The following is a 20,367-nucleotide window of genomic DNA, read 5'->3' as shown; positions in this document are numbered from 1 at the left end:
GGGTCGGATGTTCCCCTGTACCGGCGATGCCTCAGGTGAGGGGCCGGGGTGACGTTGCTGCGCGAGCGTGCTCGCCCGAAGGTCGTCCGGGAGCATCGGTGGGCGCCCTGGTTGGCGGTCTGCTCTGTGTGCGTCGGTGCGTTCATGGGCCAGTTGGACGCGAGCATCGTGACCGTCGCGTACCCGGCCATCGAGCGCGAGTTCGTGGCCCCGCTGGCCTCGGTGCAGTGGGTGTCGCTGGGCTATCTGCTCGTCCTGGTCGGCCTGCTGGCGGCGGTCGGCCGCTTCGCCGACACGGTCGGGCGCAAGCTCGTTTACCTACAGGGGTTCGTCGTGTTCACCGTGGCGTCGGCCGCATGCGGGCTGGCGCCGTCTCTGGGGTCACTGGTGGTCTTCCGGCTGGTGCAGGCGGCCGGTGCCGCGATGCTGCAGGCGAACAGCGTCGCTCTGGTCAGCGTCAGCGTGCCGCGCGAACGGCTGCGCCAGGGACTGGGGCTGCAGGCCGCCGGGCAGGCGCTGGGCCTGGCTCTCGGGCCGACGGTCGGCGGGCTGCTGGTGGCCTCGGTGGGCTGGCGATGGGTGTTCTGGATGAACGTTCCCGTCGGATGCGCCGCCATCGTGGCCGGCCACTACCTGCTGCCTCGTACGCGCGAACGCAGCGCCGCGCGGCGCCTCGACTGGCCGGGGCTGTCGCTGCTCGCGGCGGCGACGACGACGCTGCTGCTGGCGCTGTCGGGCGTTTCGGGGCTCGGGCTGTCCGGAAGCGCGGTCCTCGCCCTGTCGGGTCTGTCGTGCCTTGCCTGGGGTGGGTTGTGGAGGCGGGAGCGCCGCGCGCGGCACCCGCTCGTCGATCCGGTGCTGCTCCGTACGCCGGGGATCGCCGCCGGTCTGTTCGGGGCGCTGTGCGGATACCTGATGCTGTTCGGGCCGCTTGCGCTGATCCCTCAGATCCTGCGTGGCGACGCCGCGCACGTCGGCCTGGTCCTGACCGCGTTGCCGGTCGGGTTCGCGGCCGCGGCCCTGGCCGCCGACCGCGTTCTGCCACGACGGTGGGGGAACCGGGGACGCGGCATCGGCGGCGCGGCGGTCTGCCTGGCGGCCTTGGCGTTGCTTCTTCCGGCACCGGCGACCAGTGTCCTGGTGATCCCGCTTCTCGCGGTGCTGGGGTTCGGCCTGGGAGTGTTCATCCCCGCGAACAACACCGTCATCATGGCGGCCGTCCCGGCGCGGCTCTCGGGCATCGCGGGTGGGATGGTCAACATGACCCGAGGGGTCGGCACCGCGCTGGGCATCGCGCTGGTCACCCTCGCACTGCACCTGGCGGGAGTGACGATCGACGGCGCGCGCATCGCGGTCGCGATGATGGCGGCCGCCGCGCTGGCCGCCACGGTGAGTGTCGCGGGGGCCAGGTCCGGTCGACCGGCCGGCCCGTCGCAGCTCTACCGAACCGGGGGATCAAGGCGACAATGACGGTCATGGACGAGCGCGATGGAACTGCGATCTCCGCTGCGAAGGGCATCAAGAGGCCGGTACCCGCCGGGCCCGAACTCGCCGACACGGTCGCTCGGCTGCGGCGGGCGATGCGCCGCGCGGCTCGTACCGTCGATCCGGCCAATCCGCTCGCGGTGGCACAGCTGGAACTGCTGTCGGCGGTGGCGGACGAGCCGGGCGTACGGCCCGGAGAGCTCGCGCGGCGGTTGCGATTGGCCCCGAACTCGGTGACGACGCTGGTCAACGGTCTACAGGCCAAGGGGCTGATCACCCGTTCGGCCGGCCACCTGGATGGCCGTGCGGTCACGCTGACGCTCACGGACAAGGGGATCGAGGCCGTCGACGGCTGGAAGAGCGCCAACACCTCGATCGTCGAGACGGCGCTGGCATCCCTGGGTGACGACCACAATCGGGCACTGTCCGAAGCGCTCCCGGCTCTGCGTGAGCTGACCCAGGCCGTCGACGCGATCGCCGACGCCCCATCGAGCGACTGAGAAGGAGGACATGCCGGATCCGCACGGCCTGCCTCCAGTTGGGGTACGTGGCGGGCGCGTCGGAGCTGCGTCGATGAGCGTGGATCACGCATCGCCGCCGTCGTGATGGTGGTGCCGGCCGTCTTCGGCTTTGTCAGCGCGGTGCGCGGCTGATGGCCGGCCCGCGCCGCCGGCCACCGCGTGGAGGGACGCTGAGGGGCCACCGGATGGGTTAACTGCGTAGCTCAGTGAGGGCGAGGAATTCGCTGCGGGAGCGAGCGTCGGTGCGCGGCGCGCCGAGCAGGGTGGAGGTCAGAGTGCGGGAGCCGGTGGCCTGGACGCCGCGTAGGGTCATGCAGGTGTGCTCGGCTTCGATGACCACGCCCACGCCTTTGGGCTCCAGGTGGGTCTCCAGCCAGTCCGCGACCTGTTTGGTGAGGCGTTCTTGGACCTGGGGTCGGCAGGCGAAGTACTCGACGACGCGCGCGAGCTTGGACAGTCCTAGGATCCGCTGTCCGGGCAGGTATCCGACATGTGCGGTGCCGACGAAGGGCAGCAGGTGGTGCTCGCAGACCGACCGCAGAGGGATGCCGCGGGCGAGCACGAGTTCGTCGTAGTCCTCGTCGTTGGGGAAGGTGGTCAGGTCGAACGGACGGGGGCTGAACAGCTCGGCGTAGGCCCGAGCCATCCGCGCGGGTTCAGGGCGGAATTCCGTACCCCGCGACGCGCGTGACGGGAGTCGTACGGACCGCGTGCGGTGGCGGCCATGGACTCCGGAGAGGGTCCTGCACAGTTCGATCGCGCATATCGGTCGGCCCCCGCGCCGCGCCCCCGGACGCGGCAACGGGCGGTTCGACCGCTGATCAGCCGACGATGGTGTTCATGAGGAGGACGCCGCCCAGGCCGAGGACGGCGAGTGCGGAGGTGTATCCCGTACGGATCTTGATGGTGTCCAGGACCGACAGATTCAGATACTGCTTGAAGAGCCAGAACCCTGGGTCGTTGACGTGGCTGGCGGCGATGCTGCCGCAGGTGACGGCGAGCACCATCAGTTCGGGGGAGGTGCTGGAGTTGTGCAGGAGGGGGAGAACGATGCCGGCGGCGGTGACGACGGCGACGGAGGCGGAACCGACCGCGACGCGCACCAGCGCCGCGATGCCCCAGGCCAGGATGAGCGGGGAGACGTTCCAGCCGTGGGTGAGATCGGCGATGTAGCCGGCGATCCCGGACTTGACGAGTACCTCTTTGAAGGCGCCGCCGGCGCCGATGACCATGATGATCATGGCGATCGGCTTGATGGCCTCGTTGCACGATTCCATCACGGCCGCGAACCGGCTGCGGGCCGCGACGGCCGTACCGGCCGCGGGGGCGGCCGTGGTGACCATTCCGCTGCTGCTGTCGGGACGCGCGGTCGCGGCGCCGCCGTCGTCCGGCTTCATCGTGTCCTCGGGACGGCTGACCTTGGGGCCGAGGAGGGCGATGGCCAGGAGAAGGGCGATGAGCAGTGCGACCGGGGCCTTGCCGAAGAAGCCGATGTAGCCCAGGGCTTCGCTGCCGGAGTCCATGCTGAGCTCGGCGACGGCCGAGGTCGCCATCAGGACGATGGGGATGATGACGATCAGCAGGCATGTGCCGAAGCGGGGAAGGTCATCCTCGTCGAACTTCCGCTCGGTGATGAGCGCGACGGGGAGGCGCGGGTTGATCCGCTTGACGTAGGCCAGCCGAGGCCACACATAGCAGACGACCGATGCGGACACGATGGCGATCGGGAGGCCGTAGAGCAGGGTCGTGCCCTGGCTGGCGTGGAAGGTCTCGGTTACGGCGGCCGGGCCGGGGTGCGGTGGCAGGAAGCTGTGCATGGTCGACAGGGTCATCGACATGGGGAGCCCGACCCACAGCAGCGGCAGCTTGTACTCACGGACGATCGTGAACACCAGTGGGATGAGGAGCACGAAGCCGACCTCGTAGAACATCGTGATGCCGATGGCGGTCGAGGTGAGGGCCATGGCGAACTGGACGCGGCTGATGCCGAAGGCGTTGACCACCGAGGTGGCGATCCGTTGCGCGGCGCCGCTGTCGGCGAGGACCTTGCCGAGCATGGCGCCGAAACCGAGGATCAGGATCAGCTCGTCGAGTTGGTCGCCGACGCCGGAGACGATCGCGTCGTAGATCTTGGGCAGTGACATGCCCCGGGCGAGGCCCACGAACAGGGCGGCGATGAACAGCGCGATGAAGCCGTTGATCTTGAACTTGGTCATCATCACGAGGAGCAGCACTACGGCGAGCGCCACGATGAGCAGGGGCATAGCGTTCAGCTCTTTCCGCGCATCCGCTGGGGGTGGTTCGGCGGACGGACCGCCGTGTGATGGAGGTCACCGGTCGTTGTATCGCGGAAGCGTAGGAGCGCCCGTAATGCGTGTCCAACCCCGATATGACATCGGGTGATACCTTCACGGCATCATGTTTTCCTTCGAGCAACTCCGTGGCTTCGTCGCCGTGGCCGAGGAACTCCACTTCGGTCGCGCCGCCGAACGGCTCAACATGACGCAGCCGCCGCTGAGCCGTCAGGTCCAGAAGCTGGAGCGGGCGATCGGGGTCCAGCTGTTCGAGCGGGACAACCGCCGGGTCGAACTGACCACGGCCGGGGCGGCCTTCCTGTCGGAGGCCCGGCGGCTCCTCGCGCTCGCCGACCACGCTCCCGATCTGGCACGCCGGATCTCGGCAGGGTCGGCCGGTACGGTGCGCATCGGCTTCACGGCCGGGTCGACGTTCGCCGCCCTGTCGGCCGTGCTGCGGCGCATCGACGAGACACTGCCCGACATCGATGTGGACCTGTACGAGATGGTCACCCGGGAGCAGATCGAGGCGTTGCTCGGCCACGAACTCGATATCGGGCTGGCTCGGCCGCCGTTCGACCGGGAGGTCTTCGACTCGCGCCCTATCAGCCGGGAGATGCTCATGGTCGCCGCGCCAGCCGGTCACCGTCTCGCCCGGCTCGGCCGTCCCGTCAAGCCGGGCGATCTGGACGGCGAGCCGTTGATCATGCACACGCCGGACAAGGCGGCCTATTTCTACAATCTGGTCGTCAGTCTCGTTCCGATCATGCGCGAGAACGTGGTGCACAGCGTCAGCCAGATCCTCACGATGGTGTGGCTGGTCGCCGCCGGCCGGGGGATCGCGTTCGTGCCCGAGGCCGCCGCTCGTCTGGGCGTGGAGGGCGTGGCGTACCTGCCGTTGTCCAAGCCGGCCGGCAGGCCGGTGGAGCTGCATCTGCTCTGGCTCAAGGATTCGAAGAACCCGGCGCTCTGGCAGGTGCTCGATCGTCTCGAAGGGCTCACCCTTTGATGCCTTAGCGGTATCAAACGATGCGATAGTTGGCTTGAGCGCGCATCGCCCCTGGTCCTAACGTGGCCGGGACGAACCTCGCTCTGCCTACCGAAGGGTGATCCCGTGTCTCGTACGCCCACGATCGCGTCGATCGAGGTCATCCCCGTCGCCGGCCATGATTCGATGCTGCTGAACCTGTCCGGCGCGCATCAGCCCTTCTTCACCCGCAACATCGCGATCGTCTCCGACAGCGACGGCCGTACCGGGGTGGGCGAGGTCCCCGGCGGCCCGGCGATCGCCGACACGATCCGTGAGGCCGCAGACCTGCTCGTCGGCCGGCCCGTCGCGCGGCTCGGTTCGCTGCTGCGAGAGGTCGCCATCCGGTTCGCCGGTCGCGACCGTGGTGGCCGGGGGCGGCAGACCTTCGACCAGCGCACCACCGTCCACGCTGTCACCGCGCTCGAATCGGCGTTGTTGGACCTGCTCGGCCAGCAGCTGAAGGTCCCGGTCGCCGAGCTGCTCGGCGACGGCCCGCAGCGCGATGCCGTGCCGGTGCTGGGCTACCTGTTCTACGTCGGCGATCACACCAGGACCGATCTCCCCTACGTCGTCGAGGACCGGCCCGCCGACGACTGGGAGCGGCTGCGCCGACGCGAGGCGCTCGACCCGGAGTCGATCGTCGCATTGGCCGAGGCCGCCCAGGCGCGCTACGGATTCCGCGACTTCAAACTGAAGGGCGGCGTGCTGGCGGGCGAGCGGGAGATGGACGCCGTGCGCGCCCTGGCGACCCGCTTTCCCGACGCCCGGGTGACGCTGGACCCCAACGGCGCCTGGTCGCTCGCCGATGCCGTCGCCCTGTGCCGCGACGCAGGGAATGTCCTGGCCTACGCGGAGGATCCGTGCGGTGCGGAGAGCGGTTTCTCGGGGCGGGAGACGATGGCCGAGTTCCGTCGCGCGACCGGCATACCGACCGCCACCAACATGATCGCGACCGATTGGCGGCAGCTGGCGCACGCCGTGCGGGCCGGCGCGGTCGACATCCCACTGGCCGATCCGCACTTCTGGACGATGCGTGGTGCCGTCCGCGTTGCGCAGCTCTGCCATGGCTTCGGCCTGACGTGGGGCTCGCACTCCAACAACCACTTCGACATCTCGCTCGCCATGTTCACCCACGTCGGCGCCGCCGCACCCGGCGAGATCACCGCCCTGGACACGCACTGGATCTGGCAGGACGGTCAGCGGCTGACCAAGGTCCCGCCGCGGATTCGCGACGGACGGATCGCCGTGCCCCGGAGCCCGGGCCTCGGGATCGAATTGGACCGCGACGCGGTGGCGGCCGCGCACGAACTGTACGTCGAGCACGCGCTCGGAGCCCGCGACGACGCCGTGGCGATGCAAAGCCTGGTGCGCGGCTGGACCTTCGACCCGAAACGTCCTTGCCTGGTGCGCTGACCGATCGCGCGGGGCGTTCTGCGGCCTCGGTTCGGTGAGTCTGCGCGACGCGTACATGCCGGTCCGACCCGATCCGGGGCAGAAGCTCGGCCGACCGCGGCTCGGATGTCCGGCGTGCCACCTGTGCGCCGGACGTCCGGTGCTGAATGGTGAACGCGGTCGGCGGGTCACCTGCCAAGAAGATGACCCGCCGGCCCTATCGCGGCGATCAGGGGCGTGTCCCGAACTCCGCGGTGGCGGCCGTCCACGCGCGTGCCTGCTCGGTCAGGGTGATCCCGAGGCCGGGCCGCTCGGAGACGTACATGCGGCCGTCGCGCGTCTCCAGCCGTTCGTTGAAGAGCGGCGCCAGCCAATCGAAGTGCTCGACCCAGGGCTCGATCGGGTACGCGGCGGCCAGGTGCAGGTGGATCTCCATCGCGAAGTGCGGCGCCATCTCCAGTTGCCTGTGCTCGGCGTAGGCGGCGAGCTTGAGGAACTGCGTGATGCCTCCGATACGGGGCGCGTCGGGCTGGACGATGTCGGCCGCCCCCGCGTCGATGAGTCGGACGTGCTCGGCGACGCTGGACAGCATCTCGCCGGTCGCGATCGGAGTGTCGAGGGCCCGCGCCAGGTTGGCGTGCCCCTCCGCGTCGTAGGCGTCCAGCGGCTCCTCGATCCAGAGGAGGCCGAACGGCTCGAACAGCCGGCCCATCCGCATCGCTGTGGCACGATCCCACTGCTGGTTCGCGTCGACCATGATCGGGACATCCGGGTCCAGCGCCTCCCGGACCGCAGTGACCCGCGCCATGTCCTGGCGCCAGTCAGGCTGGCCGACCTTGAGCTTGATGGCGCCGATGCCCGCGTTCAGGGACTTCTCGGCGTTCTCGATCACCTCCTCCACGGGAGTGTGCAGGAACCCGCCGGAGGTGTTGTAGGTGCGGACGGAGTCGCGGTGCGCGCCCAGCAGCTTGGCCAGCGGGAGCCCGGCGCGTCTGGCCTTGAGGTCCCACAGCGCGACGTCGATCGCTGCGATGGCCTGGACGGCCAGGCCGGAGCGGCCGACCGACGCGCCCGCCCAGGTGAGCTTCGTCCAGATTCTGCCGATGTCGGAGGGGTCCTCGCCGATGAGGACGGGCGCTATCTCCGTCGCGTGGGCGAACTGACCGGGGCCGCCCGCCCGCTTGGAGTAGGAGAACCCGATGCCTTCGTGGCCGTCCTCGCTGGTCATCTCGGCGAACAAGAAGACGACCTCGGTCATCGGCCGTTGCCGCCCGGTGAGCACCTTGGCGTCGCTGATCGGATTCGTCAGCGGTAGCACGATGGACGACAGGCTCACGTGCGCGATCCGGTCGATCGTCGCATCACCCGCCAGCGCCGCCTTGAGTGCTGCTCCAGGCGCCGCGAGCGCGCTGGAAACGCGGTCGCTACGGCTGTTGTCGATGGGTTCGCCGCCCGCCCTCACGCCATTTGTCCTCTCGGTTCCGTCTCCGGTCGGCCGTCGCGTCGCCGGAAGATGCCACACGTGTTCTCGCCGCGGAGCTCGTGGGGGAGGAGGTCCGCGGGCACGTTCTGGTACGCGACCGGACGCAGGAACCGCTTGATCGCCCGGGTTCCGACGGACGTCGCCGCCGGGGCCGATGTGGCGGAGAAGGGGCCGCCGTGCACTGCCTCTGGCGTAGTGGAGTGGTAGGCGTCGAAGTCCCGCCACGCCATGCTCAGGCCACCTTGTCGATCAGAACCTGGAGCTCGGCGAGCTCGGCGTCGTCGAGATCGGTCAGCGGCGGACGGACCGGGCCCGCCGGCCGCCCGACCACCTTCAAACCCGCCTTGATGATGCTCACCGCATATCCGGGCCGGCGGTTCCGCAGATCGCAGTACGGGATCACGAACTCCTCCAGCGCTGCCATCACGGCGGCGTCGTCATGATGGCGGACAGCCTCATAGAACCCGGCGGCGTACCTCGGCAGGAAGTTGAAGATGGCCGACGAGTACGTTGTCAGCCCCAGCGACAGATAAGGCAGGGCGAACATCTCCGCAGTCGGCAGCCCACCGATGTAGGTGAGCCGGTCACCCAGCCGGGCGTAGATCCGGGTCATCTGCTCGATGTCACCGACCCCGTCCTTGTACCCGACCAGGTTCGGGCACTCCTCCGCCAGCCGGGCGACGGTTTCGGCGTCGTACCGCGCGTTGGCACGGTTATAGACGATCACTCCTAGGCTCGTCGCCCGGCACACCGCACGCACGTGCGCGCGCAGCCCCTCCTGCCCGGCCTCGGTCAGATACGGCGGGAACAACAGGACGCCGTCCGCCCCCGCCCGTTCGGCGGCCCGCGCCATCTCGGCTGCGATGGCCGTGCCGTAACCCGCGGGCGCGATGACGGGGAGCCCAACGGGCGCGGCCGCAACGGCGGCACCGACGACCCTCTCGACCTCGGCCAGACTGAGAGAGAAGAACTCGCCGGTGCCGCCCGCCGCGAACAGTCCGGCAGCCGGGAACCCCGACAGCCAGGCCACGTGCTCCCGGTAGGCCGGCTCGTCGAAGACGCCATCCGCGGTCAGATGGGTCACCGGGAAGGACAAGAGGCCCGAGCCCAACTGCTGGGCGACCTCCCGAGGCGTCAAATCGGGCATGGAACTTTCTCCTCAGAGCGGTTGGGTGCGCAACCGACTCTAAGAAGCTGCCACGATTCACGTCCAACACCGGATTGGGATAGTCCGATACCCAAACGACATCGCCTGGCTGGTCGAACCTGGTGGTAGGCGGTGATTTCGCGATGGACCTCGCGAGCTGGTCGTCGAGGCAACGACAGCAGCCGCCCGCCTACTGGTGCACCTACGTTCGGAGCGGGCGCACCAACGGCACGCCGGCCGGCCCGTTCCCGATTTGGTGAGAACCGATAGGAAGTCCTGTGCCGTCCTAATACGGAGCGGTCTGTTTCAGGCCGGTTGGGGCCACACGAACAGGACAAGCCGGGAGGCGGGTCGGCGAATGAGAGGAAGCAACACGGAATTCGGCAGGAGACGGTGGAGCGGGGAGGCCTCCCGGCGCCAGATGCTCGCCCTGTCCGGGGGCGCCGTGGGGACGGCGGCCTGCGGCCCGGACGGGAACGGCTCCTCTTCCACTGCGGCCTCCTCCTCCAGCAACCCGTGGTACGCGGACAACAGGAATTTCCTGACGGACCAGATGGAGCGCTTCCGCAGCACCGGGAGGCTCGCCGTGGCCGGCTACGGCATCACCCAGGACGCGGCGATGTCAGGGCACTTCGGCCCGCGTCCTGGCCGGAGCCGACCGAACCCCCGTCTCCCCTCGTCACGTGGTGATCAGACGAACGGCGGCGTGACCGGTCACCGTGCCTTCTCGTTGGTGGGAAGATGCTCGACCAGCGTGTCGCCAGAGGGGAAGAACACGCTTTCATGACCGTCGCGCCAGCGGACGAGGTAGGGCGGCGCGCCATTCTTGCCATGCACTTCGACGATGATCCCTTCGCGCACCTCATCACCCACGTGGCGTCCCTCCACTCGCAACGCGTCCCCTGCGACTGCATGCATGACCCCTCCTAAGTCCCGACGTCGTCGAGTCTCGTCGGGGTTCCGCCGTGGGAGTAGGGCCGAAGGTCTATCGTCGGCGAAGTGATCCACCGCCTGGACGCCGACCACGGCTGCTCACCAGGACCTTCGTCCCGGACCCACGTCCGTACGTCCCTACCGGTCTCTTCGCCGGTCGGGAGATCGGGGCCGAGGACGGGCTACGACGGCCGAGGCGAAGAACGTGACCGCACCCTGACCTCATCCATGGGCCCGCCCACGGCCGGCTGAGAACATTCGCCGGCGGAACGTTCACCATCCGGCGCCGGGATCAGCCTGCGGAGCCGGTTCCGAGCCTGGAAGATGTCACCGGCTGCGCTGCGTTGTCCGGTCCGGCCCGGGGCGCATTCCTCCTGCCGCGATGAGCAGGAGGACCCCGGCGGCGTAGGCGGCGAGAACGGGGAGGGGGAGCCGACCGCTCGGGGCGAACCCGTGTGCCGCGACTTGGGCCAAGGCGACGGCGACCGCGGCGACCCCGGTCGTGAGCAGGGGCCACGCCTCCCGGCGGAGAGAACCGATGTCCGTGCGGCGCCGCGCGGGGGTCAGGCGTTCCGCGGGCCGCAGTGCCAAGGCGATCGGAACGAACACGACCGTGAGCGTGACCACCCAGATGAGACGCTGGCGCAGCCAGGCCGGTGACCCGATCGGTACGGATGGGAGCAGCCCGGTGGGGTACAGGGCGACCGCCGCGAGGATCACCGGGGCCATGTGCCACAGGTACAGCGTCATGACCATTCGATTGGCTCGCGTCACCGCCCGCCACAGACGGGGTCGGCGCAACAGGCGTGTCACGGCCGGTTCGGCGGCGAGCAGCAGTCCTGCCTGGCCGATGGCGAACGCGAGGAGAGCGGTCGAAGGCGGTACGGAGTTCTTGATCGGCGCACCGGGCACCCCGACCATGCTCACCGGGAAGGGACCGAGCCACACCAGGCCTGCCAGGACGGTGATCCCCATGGCGGCCAGCGCCAGCGGTCGCCGCCTGGTGCGGGTGAGCGCGCCGTCATGCCAGGCGAAGCCCAGTTGGTGTATCGCTCCCCACACCAGCAGGTAGTCCGCCCATCCCAGCACCGGTGGATGGAATGACAGGACCGTCGTATTCACCCCGGCCGCGCCGACGGCGAGCACGGCCGGTACCCCGAGGCCCCACCGCCGGTGGGCGGCGTGCAACCCCGGTGTCGCGGCCAGCAGGCCGAGGTACACGGGCAGGAACCACAGATGGAGGGCCACCGCCCACCCCGCGCGGTCGAGCACGGCTCCGTCGACGCCGGCGGCACGGCAGACGGCGACGACGGCGACGGACACGAGGACGTACGCCGTGGTGGGCCCCACGAGCCGTACGGCCCGGCCGTACAGCCAGCAGGCCCAGCCCCCGCCGCGGGCGCGGTGAGATGTCCAGGACGCCGCGTTGGCGAAGCCTCCCGCCAGGAAGAAGACCGGCATCACCTGGAACACCAGCGAGAGCCACTCGGTCCACGGCAGTCGTGCCATCACGTCCTGCCCGCCCAGGCGGCCGCCGTGGTACGTGATCGAGGTCGCCAGCCAGTGACCGAGTACCACCAGGACCACCGCGATGACACGCAGGAGGTCGACGTACCGGTTACGGGACCGCCCGGGACGGCGGTCCCCATGCGGGCGTTCCACACGTCTCCATTGTGTTCGCCTCCCGTCCCCGCACTCTGTGGTTCATGCTCCGGGGGAGAACTGGGGGACCGGGGCGAGATGATCGATGAACCACTCTCTCGCGAGTACCGCGGACGCTTCGAGGGCTCCGGGCTCTTCGAACAGGTGGGTCGCGTCGGGGACGACGGCGAGCCCGTTCTCGCAGCGCAACCGAGCCTGAGCCTGTCGGTTGAGTTCGAGGACGACCTCGTCCCGCCCACCGACGATGAGCAGGGTGGGGGCGGTCACGTGAGCCAGCCGAGGACCCGCCAGGTCGGGCCGGCCGCCACGAGAGACGACGGCGGCGACGTCCGCGCCCGGTTCGGCCGCGGCCCACAGCGCGGCCGCGGCGCCGGTACCCGCACCGAAGTAGCCGACGCCGAGCCCGTGGGCCTCCGGGAGGTCGCGTAGCCGGGCGGCGGTGTCGACCAGGCGGCGGGCCAGCAGTTCGACGTCGAACACGTTGGCCCGGTCGACCTCCTCCCGCACGGTGAGCAGGTCGAAGAGCAGGGTGCCGAGTCCAACCTGGTTCAGGACGGTGGCCACGAAGCGGTTGCGCGGACTGTGGCGGCTGCTGCCGCTGCCGTGGGCGAACATGACGAACCCGCGGGGATCCTCGGGGACGGTCAGGCGACCGGTCAGCCTTACCGGCCCGGTCTGTATCTCGACCTCTTCATCCCGCGGCAGGTCGGCGTTCGGCGATGCGTGGAGCACCGACGCGGGCGCGGGCCCACCGGCCTGCCGCAGGCAGGCCGCGACCTGCTCGTCGGTGGGCTGGGAGAAGTCGGCGTACCACTGCCCGATCGCCATGAAACCCGCGGGTGTCTCCAGGCAGCTGAGCTCGTCGGCGTCATCCTGCAGCGCCGCGGTCCAGCCAGGAGGTGCGACCGGGACGGCCAAGGCGACCCGCGCCGCCCCCTGGGCGCGTGCCACCTTGCAGGCCGCCCGCGCCGTCGAGCCGGTGGCGATGCCATCGTCGATCACGATCACCATCCGCCCCTCGAGTGGCACCCGGGCCCGGCCTCCACGGTACCGACGCGCGCGCCGCTCCAACTCGGCCCGTTCGCGTGCCTCAACCGCGGCCAGTTCCTCGGGAGACACGTGTGCCATGCGGACGATGTCCTCGTTGATGATCCGCACACCGTCCTGACCGATCGCCCCCATGCCCAGTTCCGGCTGGAACGGCACCCCCAGCTTCCGGACAACGATGACATCCAATGGCGCGTTCAACGCGCGGGCCACCTCGGCGGCGACAGGAACGCCGCCTCGGGGAAGCCCGACGACCACGAGATCCCGGCCCCTCAGATGACGCAGCCGCCCGGCCAGATGCCGGCCCGCGTCGATTCGATCGATGAAAATCATGGTTCTGCCCCCTCACCTTCAGGCTCGGCAGGGCGGGTCGGTACGGTCCAGGGGCGATGGTCCCACGCCATCGGACCGTTCAGACGGGGTGACGGCGGTCCCAGGCGGATGCCGGCGGGCCGTGCCTGCTCGGGTACGGTACGACCGGCTCCTGCAGCGGGAACGCCGTCGGTCATCACCCGTCGCTCGTTCCGTCGCCGGACCGCCGTACGACGGCCACCGGTCCCTCGGCGTGGTGCAGGACCGCGTGACTGACCGAGCCGAGGCGCAGGCCGGGGAACCCGCCGCGCCCTCTGGCACCGACCACGAGGAACTCGGCCGTGCGCGAGGCCTCGGTGAGAACCGCCACCGGGCTGCCCTCGATCACCTGCTGGATCACCGGTACGTCGGGATACTTGGCGGCCCATCCGGCCAGGGACTCCGACAGGACTCTGGCACCCTCTTCCTCGATCGTGAGGGTGTTGTAGCAGACCGGCCGCATCTCCGCCGGATAGTCGGGGCGGTCCCACGCGTGGACCCCGCGCAGGCCCAGCCCGCGCTCGGCCGCCTCCTCCAGAGCGAAAGCCACGGCGTCGACGGAGGCTTGAGAGCCGTCGATCCCCACGACGATCTCCGGCAGCCGGGGCCTGGGGTCGGTGTCCGTCGGCACGATGAGGACCGGGCAGGGAGCGTGTTCGGCCGCTTGGCGGCTCACCGAGCCGAGCAGCAGCCGGGAGAAGGCGCCGGTACCGCGCTGTCCCAGGACGAGCAGCGAGCCTCCGGCCGATTCCTGAAGGAGTGTGCCCGGGATGGGACCGATGCCGAGCCGTCGTTCGATCTCGATGGGCCCGAACATCCGGGCGCGTTCCTCGGCGATGTCCAGGATTCTCAGCCCAGGGGTCTCCGGTTGCGAGGTCGCCGGTCCACGACCACGGTACGCCGGGATGTCCCCACGCTCCCAGCCGGTCGCGATGTGCACGATCCGCAACGGCAGCCCTCTGCGCCCGGCCTCGGCCGCGGCCCAGTCCACGGCGCACAGGGCCTGGCGTGACCCGTCGACGCCGACCACGATGGGTTCTCGCATGACGCCTGCCCCTTCCACATCGACCACCAGTGTCCGAATCTCGTTCTCGGGATCGCGGGCGCTCCCTTTGCCATCGTGTGTCCCTCGCGACCGGCGAAATAGAGGCGATGGTCCGTGGGCAGCCGAGGGGAGCGGCGGTCGCCGCGCACCGGACCTCGATCGAACAGGCGCTCCGCAAGGCCGCCCCGGAGGATCTTCTTCGATTGTCCTGCCGAGCTGTACGACATGCTGATGTTCATCGGCTCGCCTGCCCGGTATGTCGTGCACGGCGTCCGGTCGAAGAGCCTCGGAGAGACGGCTGCGGCCACGAGCACGCAGCGCCTGTCGCTGATCGCCGGCAAGTACGTCGGGAAGGACGACCCGGTGATGATCGTACGGACGCAGTCCGGACTGCCCGCCGTCGGCGAGGTCCTGGAGCCGTTCACGTTCGCCTACACCGTTGCCGGCTGCATGCGTGGATCTCACCACGCTCCGTTCATGCCGGTCTCGGTCGAGCACGCGCATCCGGCACGGTTCGACGGTCCGCCGCGGGTGGTCGCCCTGGGCCTCCAGATCCATGACGGAAGACTGATCGGCCCGCGTGACCTGTTCGCCGATCCATGTTTCGACGAGGCACGCCACCAGGCCAATCTCGCGATGGACTACCTGCGCCGGCATGGCCCGTTCGAGCCGCACCGGCTGCCGATCGAGGACCTGGAGTACACCACCATGCCGCAGGTCGAGGCTCGCATCGCCGACCGCTGGGAGCCCATCGGCGCGCCCGCCCAGGCGCGCGGAGGGACACCGGCCGAGGCCGGGAAGATCTGACGCAACGGCCACGGCGGAAGAGTCACGGCACGGAAGCACCGCACTGACCGAGTGCCTGTACCGGACTCGTCCCGCGTGATTTCCGGGTCATTCCTTGTACGCGCTGAGAAGGAGGCCCGGCGGGTTCTTCAGCAGGCGGCCGAGACGCGCGGCGGCGTCATCGGAGACGGAGGAGTGTGTCATCTCCTCCCAGCCGACCCGCGTGAACCCGGCGGATTCCACGGCCCGAGTGAGGCTCGTCGCCGTCCAGTAGTGAACTTGCACTGATGCGGGAGGATTCGTGCGGATCGTGACGGTGAAGGGGTCTCCCTCACCGAGGTCGGCCGGGCGGTCCACGATGAAACCGAAATCCCGTGCCGCCTCCCTGTCGACATCCGCGTTCCCGACGTAGGCCAGCAGCCTGCCGCCGGAGACGAGGTTCGAGGAGATCCGTTCGCACATGCCGTCCAGCGTCGCCCTGTTGTCCGCGTAGTGCAGTACGTTGACGGCGATGACCAGGTCGAATTCGCCCATTGTCGGCATCGTCGCCACGTCGTGGACGTGGTACAGGACTCCCAGCGGCTGGTCCGCCTCGGCGGCCTCGGCCAGCCGGATCATCTCGCTGGAGGAGTCCGTTCCCACCACCTGACCGGCGCCCCTCTGGGCGACCAGCCGGGCATAGAGACCGTCGCCGCACCCCACGTCCAGCACACGCTTGCCGTTCACCGGCCCCAGAGCGTGAAAGAACGATGGGAGCTCCACGTGCTCACGGTAGAAGTGGATGGCCTTCTCGATATCGCTGAGTTGTTTGGCCAGGATGTCGTACTGCGCCATGGCTTCCTCGGAGTGGTGTCGAACTGAAATTCGTACGCAGGAGGTCTCGGGTGCGCCACTGCTTGGTCAGCACCGAAAAGACGCAGGAATTCGTTGGCCGGAAGGGTCGATATCCATCGGACAGTTGAGGCGGAAGAATATCGGCTTTTCGATTTCCGCCCTGCGGTCGAGGAGAAGCCTGAGGCGCGGCTTCCATAATTGCATGCCGAACATTGGTCCCCGTTCAGTCAAGCAGTTCAACAGCGGAGACGCTACAGTCGGATTGCATAATGGTCAAGAAGCCTGGCGCCCTCTTCGGCTTCGAAGGCCATCGCGCACCTATTAGTCGGTGCGATGGACAGGGGAGTGGTGAGTCCTTGGACCGCGCCGTCGATGCAGGTGATCTTTGAACGCGGGGACGTGGATCACCGTCATAAAGATCATCGTGGTTCGTGTGGTTGTCTTTGATATCGGGGGTGTCCTGGAGATCACCCCGGAGATGGACTTCGATTCAGCGGTGGGACAAGCGGCTCGGCGGTCGGCGCGATCACCGAAGACGGCGTGCACCAGGCGGTCAGGGAGCGGCTCGGGCTCTGCGAGTGGCAGGCCGGCGAACTCATGGCGGACATGTGGAAGCAGTACCTCTGCGTCGCCGACACCGACCTGATCGAGTTGCCGACGTCGTCGTCGACGCGGCGAGCCGGGCCGGCATCCACGCGGTGCTGTAACGGGACAGCGACCAGGCGATCACCGGGATCGAGGCGCTGCCGGCGACGGGTTGATCAGGTGGTGAGGTCGTATCTCTCCTGTTTGCGGGCTTGCTGGAGGCGGTGTTGCACGCGGGTGAGGTGGAGGGCCCGGTAGGGGGCCAGGCCACCGTTGCCGATGGCGGCACGGAGTTTCAAGCGATGCCATTTCCAGCAGCGCCGGACTGTCTTCAGTGGCCCGATTCCGCTGTGGAACGGGCGCCGTCCACAACCAGAGCGTGGACGGCGATCACGAACAAGAGGGAGATCGATATGACCAAGCAGCAGTCGGGGTCGGACGAACAGCGGAGCGAGGGCGGGCACAAGGTGAGCCGCGAGGAGATCGACGGCCTGCCGAGGCGCGAAACCCGGCCGGCGAATACCCCGGACCGCGAGCGGCGGTTCTGACCGGGCGACTCCGCTCCTCGAAATGAACGCGTTCCCCCCGGCTCGGGGGGAACGCGTTTTTACGCGAAGCACCCGCCGGCCACGCTCGTGTTCCGCGGGCATGCTGTGGCGTCTGTTCAGGCCAGGTGGTACCAGACGACGCCCGTGCTCTCGAGACCGAGGGAAAGCGGGAAGCGGAGGGCTTAAGTTGTCAGTCTCGTTGGTCGGCAAGCGGGCCCGGAGCGGCGATGACCGGCGGGCCGGCGGGGGACATGTGCTCGTCCGCGGGCAGGCGTTGCTGGTACAGGACCTGGCGTGCGTGTCTGGCACGGGTGACCAGACCGGCCTGGTGGAGGAGTTGCAGGTGGTAGGAGATGGTGCCGGCGGTGAGGTGCAGGTCCTGGGCGAGTTGCCCGGTGGTGCGGGGTGCGGCCAGGGCGGCCAGGATCCGGGCCCGGGTTTCGCCGATGACGTCGGCCAGGCCGGCCGCTGAGGTAGCGGCGGGGGCGGAGTCGGGCAGGAGGGGGTAGACGATGGTCAGTGGTTGTTTATGGGGGGCGCTCTCAGCGTCGACGCAGAACCAGGAGGTCGGGGCGAACGCCGAGGGAGTGAAGACGATCGTGTCGGCGGTGGTGTGGTGATGGGAGGGGTCGGGGCGGGGGGCGTTGCGCCATAGGTCGATGTCCAGGCCGCCGTCGCGCCAGGTCAGGGTGGGGCACACCTGATTGATCAGGGTGATGTAGCCGTCGTGGGTGATGGTGGCGGCGCGCTGGGCTATGTCGGCTTCCATCCGGTCGCGCAGTTGCGGCCAGGCGGGTGCCAGGACGGCGTCCCAAAGGTGGTGGAGCTGGTCGGCGAGGGTGTGGGCCAGGTGGGTCTCGCCGTGGTCGAGGACGTTCAGGATGGCGACCGCATCCGGTTTGGAAGCCACCCCCGGGGCGCCGGTGACGGTGGAGCCGTTGAGGAACTCGCCCATGTCGTAGCCGATGCGCTCGGCCGGTGTGGTGGTCAGATGATGCAGCTCGGTGTGCAGGTCGGCGTGGAAGCTGCGAGGGCGGGGGGTCATGAAGTCAGGGGTGTAGCCGCCGTGGCTGCCGCGCATCAACCGTGCCACCAGGCCCAGATCGCGCTCACGCAGGGCCGCCTGGAGGCGTCGCCGCAGGGCCGGGGCCAGCAGATGGGGGCGGCGATGGAACAGGAACAGCAACTGGCCGACCGTGTGGATCGGTGAGATCGCGAACCGGGTGCTGGCGAGGGCGTCGACTCCCAGCGTGACCCTGATCATGCACCCCGCCAATCCGGACAAACGTGACTGCCTTTGAAGCTGATCAAATCATTGGTCTCTTGTCCTGTCATCCCGCAAGATCCCACATGAGGGCCCTTCCCGCTCCGAAGCGCACAGGGAGGAAGCGGAGGCCACGATCAAAGCCCGCCGGGGCACGCCCGCCCCCTGCCGGGGCACGCCCGCCCCCTGCGGGGGCTGCCTCGGCTGACCGGTCGGCCCAGCGTCGCAGACGGCGTCATCGCCGCGGCCGCGACGGCGCACCGGTAAGCGAGCGCGGCGCACCACCTGTTACTCAGAAAGTAGGGCCGCCCATGCCCATGCCGAAATCGTTGAGCCCGCTGCGGGAGCGCCCCTACCGACTCCTGTGGACCGCGCGCAGCATCTCCGCCATGGGCAATGCCCTGATACCAGTGACGATAGTCTTCGCCATCTTGCGCTCCGGTGGCAGCGCCCTGAACGTCGGCGAGGTGCTGACCTGCGAAGCGGTCGGCCAGGTGGTGATGCTGCCGGTGGGCGGGGTCTGGGCGGACCGGCTGTCCCGCAAGCTCGTGCTGATGGCGACCGACGCCATCCAGGCGGTCTGCTACGGCCTGCTCGCCGTGCTGATATTCCTGCATCAAGCGGCGGTTTGGCAGTTCGCCGTCACCTACACGATCGCCGGCATGGCCTTCGCCTTCTTCACCCCCGCAGCCAGGGCCGTCCTACCCGAGCTCGTCGGCGCTGAGCATTTGCAACCGGCGAACGCCCTGCTCGGCCTGACCGACAGCACCACCAAGGTACTCGGCCCGGCCCTCGCCGCGCTGCTGCTGGCGATCTCCAGTCCAGGCACCGCGATCCTCATCGATTCCATCAGCTTCCTGCTGAGCTTCGCGCTGATCTCCCGAATGCACCTGCGCAGACAGGCGCAGCGGTCCGAGAAACAGCACTTCTTCGCAGACCTGCGCGACGGCTGGTCGGTGGTGGCCCAGCGCCGCTGGTACCTGGCCAACCTGCTCTGCTGGGGCGTGTGGAACTTCGCCATAGCGTTCTTCTTCGTCCTGGGCCCGGTCGTGATGCAGCACGGCCACGGCGGAGCCGGCGCCTGGAGCGTGATCATGGTCACCGGTTCGGTGGGCTCCATCGTCGGCGGGCTGGCCGCGCTGCACTACCGGCCGCGCCGCCCATTGGTCACCGCGAACGCCGCCGCGTTGATCGGGATCGGTCCGCTGGCTCTGCTCGCTCCCCCCGCCCCGGTCTTCGCCATCGCGCTCAGCGTGGCCGTGACCTTCACCATGACCGCGCTTGTCGGCGAGGTCTTGGCGACCACGCAGCAGCAGCTCTTCCCTGAGGAGATGCTGGCCCGCGTCAGCTCGCTGGACTGGATGATCTCGTTGATCGCCATGCCCGCCGGCTACGCCGCCGCCGCTCCGGCCGCCCAGTTTCTCGGGATGCGTACGACCCTGCTGGCCGCCGCGGCCCTCATCGGCACACCTTGCCTGCTGCTGAACCTGCTGCCCGGCGTGCGCTCGGTCCAGCGCTTCCCCGACGGCACCATCGGCATCGCCGGCGAGCGGGATACCGCTGCGACCCTCCCCGAAGCCACACCGGTTCCCTCTCTGACGGTCTCGACCGAGACACCCGGTTCATCGGGTCAGTGAACCGGCCCGTCGCCGTAGGGCGCATGCGTGCTCGGCCTGCACATCCCGCCCGGCTCGGCACGGTCTATCCCCACAGTGCGCGCTTCTGCGCCAGCAGGGCGCGACGAAAAATGAGACGGAGAAAGCCATGCCGAAACGAATCGAAGTGAACGACCCGAACGTGCACCTCGACGATGTCGCGTTCGACGCGGTCCAAGAGGCCACCAAGACGAGGGAGCCCGTGACGGTGGTCTACGGGCGAGCGGAGACCGTCATCGAACCGGACACCAAAGTCGGCCCGGCGGCGATCACCGCACGCCTGCTCAACGCAGATGGGCGCTAAG

Annotated in this window: 18 protein-coding genes; 8 read left to right on the top strand and 10 right to left on the bottom strand. The window is 69.1% G+C overall.

All coding sequences use genetic code 11. From position 1 onward, the window contains the following. Positions 1–48 precede the first annotated feature (48 nt). Positions 49–1,470 (top strand): MFS transporter, encoded by a 1,422-nt coding sequence (locus ABD978_RS25335; protein ID WP_345359411.1) that lies wholly within the window; start codon positions 49–51, stop codon positions 1,468–1,470. Positions 1,471–1,475: 5 nt separating this feature from the next. Continuing rightward, positions 1,476–1,985, top strand: a complete 510-nt coding sequence (locus ABD978_RS25330) for a MarR family winged helix-turn-helix transcriptional regulator (RefSeq protein ID WP_345359408.1) — start codon at positions 1,476–1,478, stop codon at positions 1,983–1,985. 211 nt (positions 1,986–2,196) lie between these two features. Here ABD978_RS25330 and folE read toward each other — a convergent pair whose 3' ends face one another. Both folE and ABD978_RS25320 read right to left on the bottom strand, forming a co-directional pair. Next, entirely contained in the window at positions 2,197–2,808 is a 612-nt protein-coding gene (folE, locus tag ABD978_RS25325) for a GTP cyclohydrolase I (protein WP_345359405.1), read from the bottom strand. A gap of 19 nt (positions 2,809–2,827) precedes the next feature. Continuing rightward, complete coding sequence (locus ABD978_RS25320; protein WP_345359402.1) at positions 2,828–4,270, bottom strand: GntT/GntP/DsdX family permease; 1,443 nt, start codon at positions 4,268–4,270, stop codon at positions 2,828–2,830. A gap of 154 nt (positions 4,271–4,424) precedes the next feature. On the opposite strand from ABD978_RS25320, the gene ABD978_RS25315 reads away from it, so the two are divergent. Together ABD978_RS25315 and ABD978_RS25310 are read left to right on the top strand one after the other, a co-directional pair. Then, on the top strand, positions 4,425–5,309 hold the full coding sequence (locus ABD978_RS25315; RefSeq protein ID WP_345359399.1) for a LysR family transcriptional regulator: 885 nt from the start codon (positions 4,425–4,427) through the stop codon (positions 5,307–5,309). Between the two features lie 105 nt (positions 5,310–5,414). Further along, entirely contained in the window at positions 5,415–6,743 is a 1,329-nt protein-coding gene (locus ABD978_RS25310) for an enolase C-terminal domain-like protein (protein WP_345359396.1), read from the top strand. 208 nt (positions 6,744–6,951) lie between these two features. Here the strand turns inward: ABD978_RS25310 and ABD978_RS25305 are convergent, their stop codons facing one another. From ABD978_RS25305 to ABD978_RS25275, 6 genes are all read right to left on the bottom strand, one after another. Then, entirely contained in the window at positions 6,952–8,094 is a 1,143-nt protein-coding gene (locus ABD978_RS25305; RefSeq protein WP_345359637.1) for an L-talarate/galactarate dehydratase, read from the bottom strand. A 343-nt stretch (positions 8,095–8,437) separates the two neighbouring features. After that, positions 8,438–9,352, bottom strand: coding sequence for a 5-dehydro-4-deoxyglucarate dehydratase (kdgD, locus tag ABD978_RS25295; RefSeq protein WP_345359393.1), 915 nt, complete (start codon positions 9,350–9,352; stop codon positions 8,438–8,440). A 714-nt stretch (positions 9,353–10,066) separates the two neighbouring features. Further along, positions 10,067–10,270, bottom strand: a complete 204-nt coding sequence (locus ABD978_RS25290; RefSeq protein ID WP_345359390.1) for a DUF1918 domain-containing protein — start codon at positions 10,268–10,270, stop codon at positions 10,067–10,069. A gap of 342 nt (positions 10,271–10,612) precedes the next feature. Next, the gene (locus tag ABD978_RS25285; RefSeq protein WP_345359387.1) at positions 10,613–11,947 is read right to left on the bottom strand and encodes an acyltransferase family protein; all 1,335 of its coding nucleotides are present in this window, start codon (positions 11,945–11,947) and stop codon (positions 10,613–10,615) included. A gap of 42 nt (positions 11,948–11,989) precedes the next feature. Continuing rightward, entirely contained in the window at positions 11,990–13,327 is a 1,338-nt protein-coding gene (locus tag ABD978_RS25280; protein ID WP_345359384.1) for a phosphoribosyltransferase family protein, read from the bottom strand. 175 nt (positions 13,328–13,502) lie between these two features. Next, positions 13,503–14,390, bottom strand: a complete 888-nt coding sequence (locus tag ABD978_RS25275) for a universal stress protein (RefSeq protein ID WP_345359381.1) — start codon at positions 14,388–14,390, stop codon at positions 13,503–13,505. A 114-nt stretch (positions 14,391–14,504) separates the two neighbouring features. Here ABD978_RS25275 and ABD978_RS25270 point away from each other — a divergent pair, with 114 nt between their 5' ends. Next, a complete protein-coding gene (locus ABD978_RS25270) occupies positions 14,505–15,197 on the top strand; it encodes a fructose 1,6-bisphosphatase (RefSeq protein ID WP_345359378.1) in 693 nt (230 codons plus the stop codon). 87 nt (positions 15,198–15,284) lie between these two features. Here ABD978_RS25270 and ABD978_RS25265 read toward each other — a convergent pair whose 3' ends face one another. Beyond that, entirely contained in the window at positions 15,285–16,010 is a 726-nt protein-coding gene (locus ABD978_RS25265; protein ID WP_345359375.1) for a class I SAM-dependent DNA methyltransferase, read from the bottom strand. A gap of 998 nt (positions 16,011–17,008) precedes the next feature. On the opposite strand from ABD978_RS25265, the gene ABD978_RS25260 reads away from it, so the two are divergent. Beyond that, complete coding sequence (locus ABD978_RS25260) at positions 17,009–17,143, top strand: hypothetical protein (RefSeq protein ID WP_345359372.1); 135 nt, start codon at positions 17,009–17,011, stop codon at positions 17,141–17,143. A 190-nt stretch (positions 17,144–17,333) separates the two neighbouring features. Here ABD978_RS25260 and ABD978_RS25255 read toward each other — a convergent pair whose 3' ends face one another. Next, positions 17,334–18,407 (bottom strand): ArsR/SmtB family transcription factor, encoded by a 1,074-nt coding sequence (locus tag ABD978_RS25255; RefSeq protein ID WP_345359369.1) that lies wholly within the window; start codon positions 18,405–18,407, stop codon positions 17,334–17,336. Positions 18,408–18,493: 86 nt separating this feature from the next. On the opposite strand from ABD978_RS25255, the gene ABD978_RS25250 reads away from it, so the two are divergent. Then, positions 18,494–20,044, top strand: coding sequence for an MFS transporter (locus ABD978_RS25250; RefSeq protein ID WP_345359366.1), 1,551 nt, complete (start codon positions 18,494–18,496; stop codon positions 20,042–20,044). A gap of 127 nt (positions 20,045–20,171) precedes the next feature. Then, positions 20,172–20,366, top strand: a complete 195-nt coding sequence (locus ABD978_RS25245; RefSeq protein ID WP_345359363.1) for a hypothetical protein — start codon at positions 20,172–20,174, stop codon at positions 20,364–20,366. Position 20,367 lies beyond the last annotated feature (1 nt).

This window comes from Actinoallomurus liliacearum (assembly GCF_039542035.1).
Lineage (GTDB): Bacteria > Actinomycetota > Actinomycetes > Streptosporangiales > Streptosporangiaceae > Actinoallomurus > Actinoallomurus liliacearum.
This window is presented reverse-complemented; position numbering and strand designations above follow the sequence as displayed.

What these genes read in the sequence shown, in the direction of transcription:
- ABD978_RS25330 (WP_345359408.1), top strand. Translation starts at nt 1,476, where the DNA reads ATGGACGAGCGCGATGGAACTGCGATCTCCGCTGCGAAGGGCATCAAG.
- ABD978_RS25320 (WP_345359402.1), bottom strand. Translation starts at nt 4,270, where the DNA reads ATGCCCCTGCTCATCGTGGCGCTCGCCGTAGTGCTGCTCCTCGTGATG.
- ABD978_RS25315 (WP_345359399.1), top strand. Translation starts at nt 4,425, where the DNA reads ATGTTTTCCTTCGAGCAACTCCGTGGCTTCGTCGCCGTGGCCGAGGAA.
- kdgD (WP_345359393.1), bottom strand. Translation starts at nt 9,352, where the DNA reads ATGCCCGATTTGACGCCTCGGGAGGTCGCCCAGCAGTTGGGCTCGGGC.
- ABD978_RS25290 (WP_345359390.1), bottom strand. Translation starts at nt 10,270, where the DNA reads ATGCATGCAGTCGCAGGGGACGCGTTGCGAGTGGAGGGACGCCACGTG.
- ABD978_RS25280 (WP_345359384.1), bottom strand. Translation starts at nt 13,327, where the DNA reads ATGATTTTCATCGATCGAATCGACGCGGGCCGGCATCTGGCCGGGCGG.
- ABD978_RS25275 (WP_345359381.1), bottom strand. Translation starts at nt 14,390, where the DNA reads ATGCGAGAACCCATCGTGGTCGGCGTCGACGGGTCACGCCAGGCCCTG.
- ABD978_RS25265 (WP_345359375.1), bottom strand. Translation starts at nt 16,010, where the DNA reads ATGGCGCAGTACGACATCCTGGCCAAACAACTCAGCGATATCGAGAAG.
- ABD978_RS25260 (WP_345359372.1), top strand. Translation starts at nt 17,009, where the DNA reads ATGACCAAGCAGCAGTCGGGGTCGGACGAACAGCGGAGCGAGGGCGGG.
- ABD978_RS25255 (WP_345359369.1), bottom strand. Translation starts at nt 18,407, where the DNA reads ATGATCAGGGTCACGCTGGGAGTCGACGCCCTCGCCAGCACCCGGTTC.
- ABD978_RS25250 (WP_345359366.1), top strand. Translation starts at nt 18,494, where the DNA reads ATGAGGGCCCTTCCCGCTCCGAAGCGCACAGGGAGGAAGCGGAGGCCA.
- ABD978_RS25245 (WP_345359363.1), top strand. Translation starts at nt 20,172, where the DNA reads ATGCCGAAACGAATCGAAGTGAACGACCCGAACGTGCACCTCGACGAT.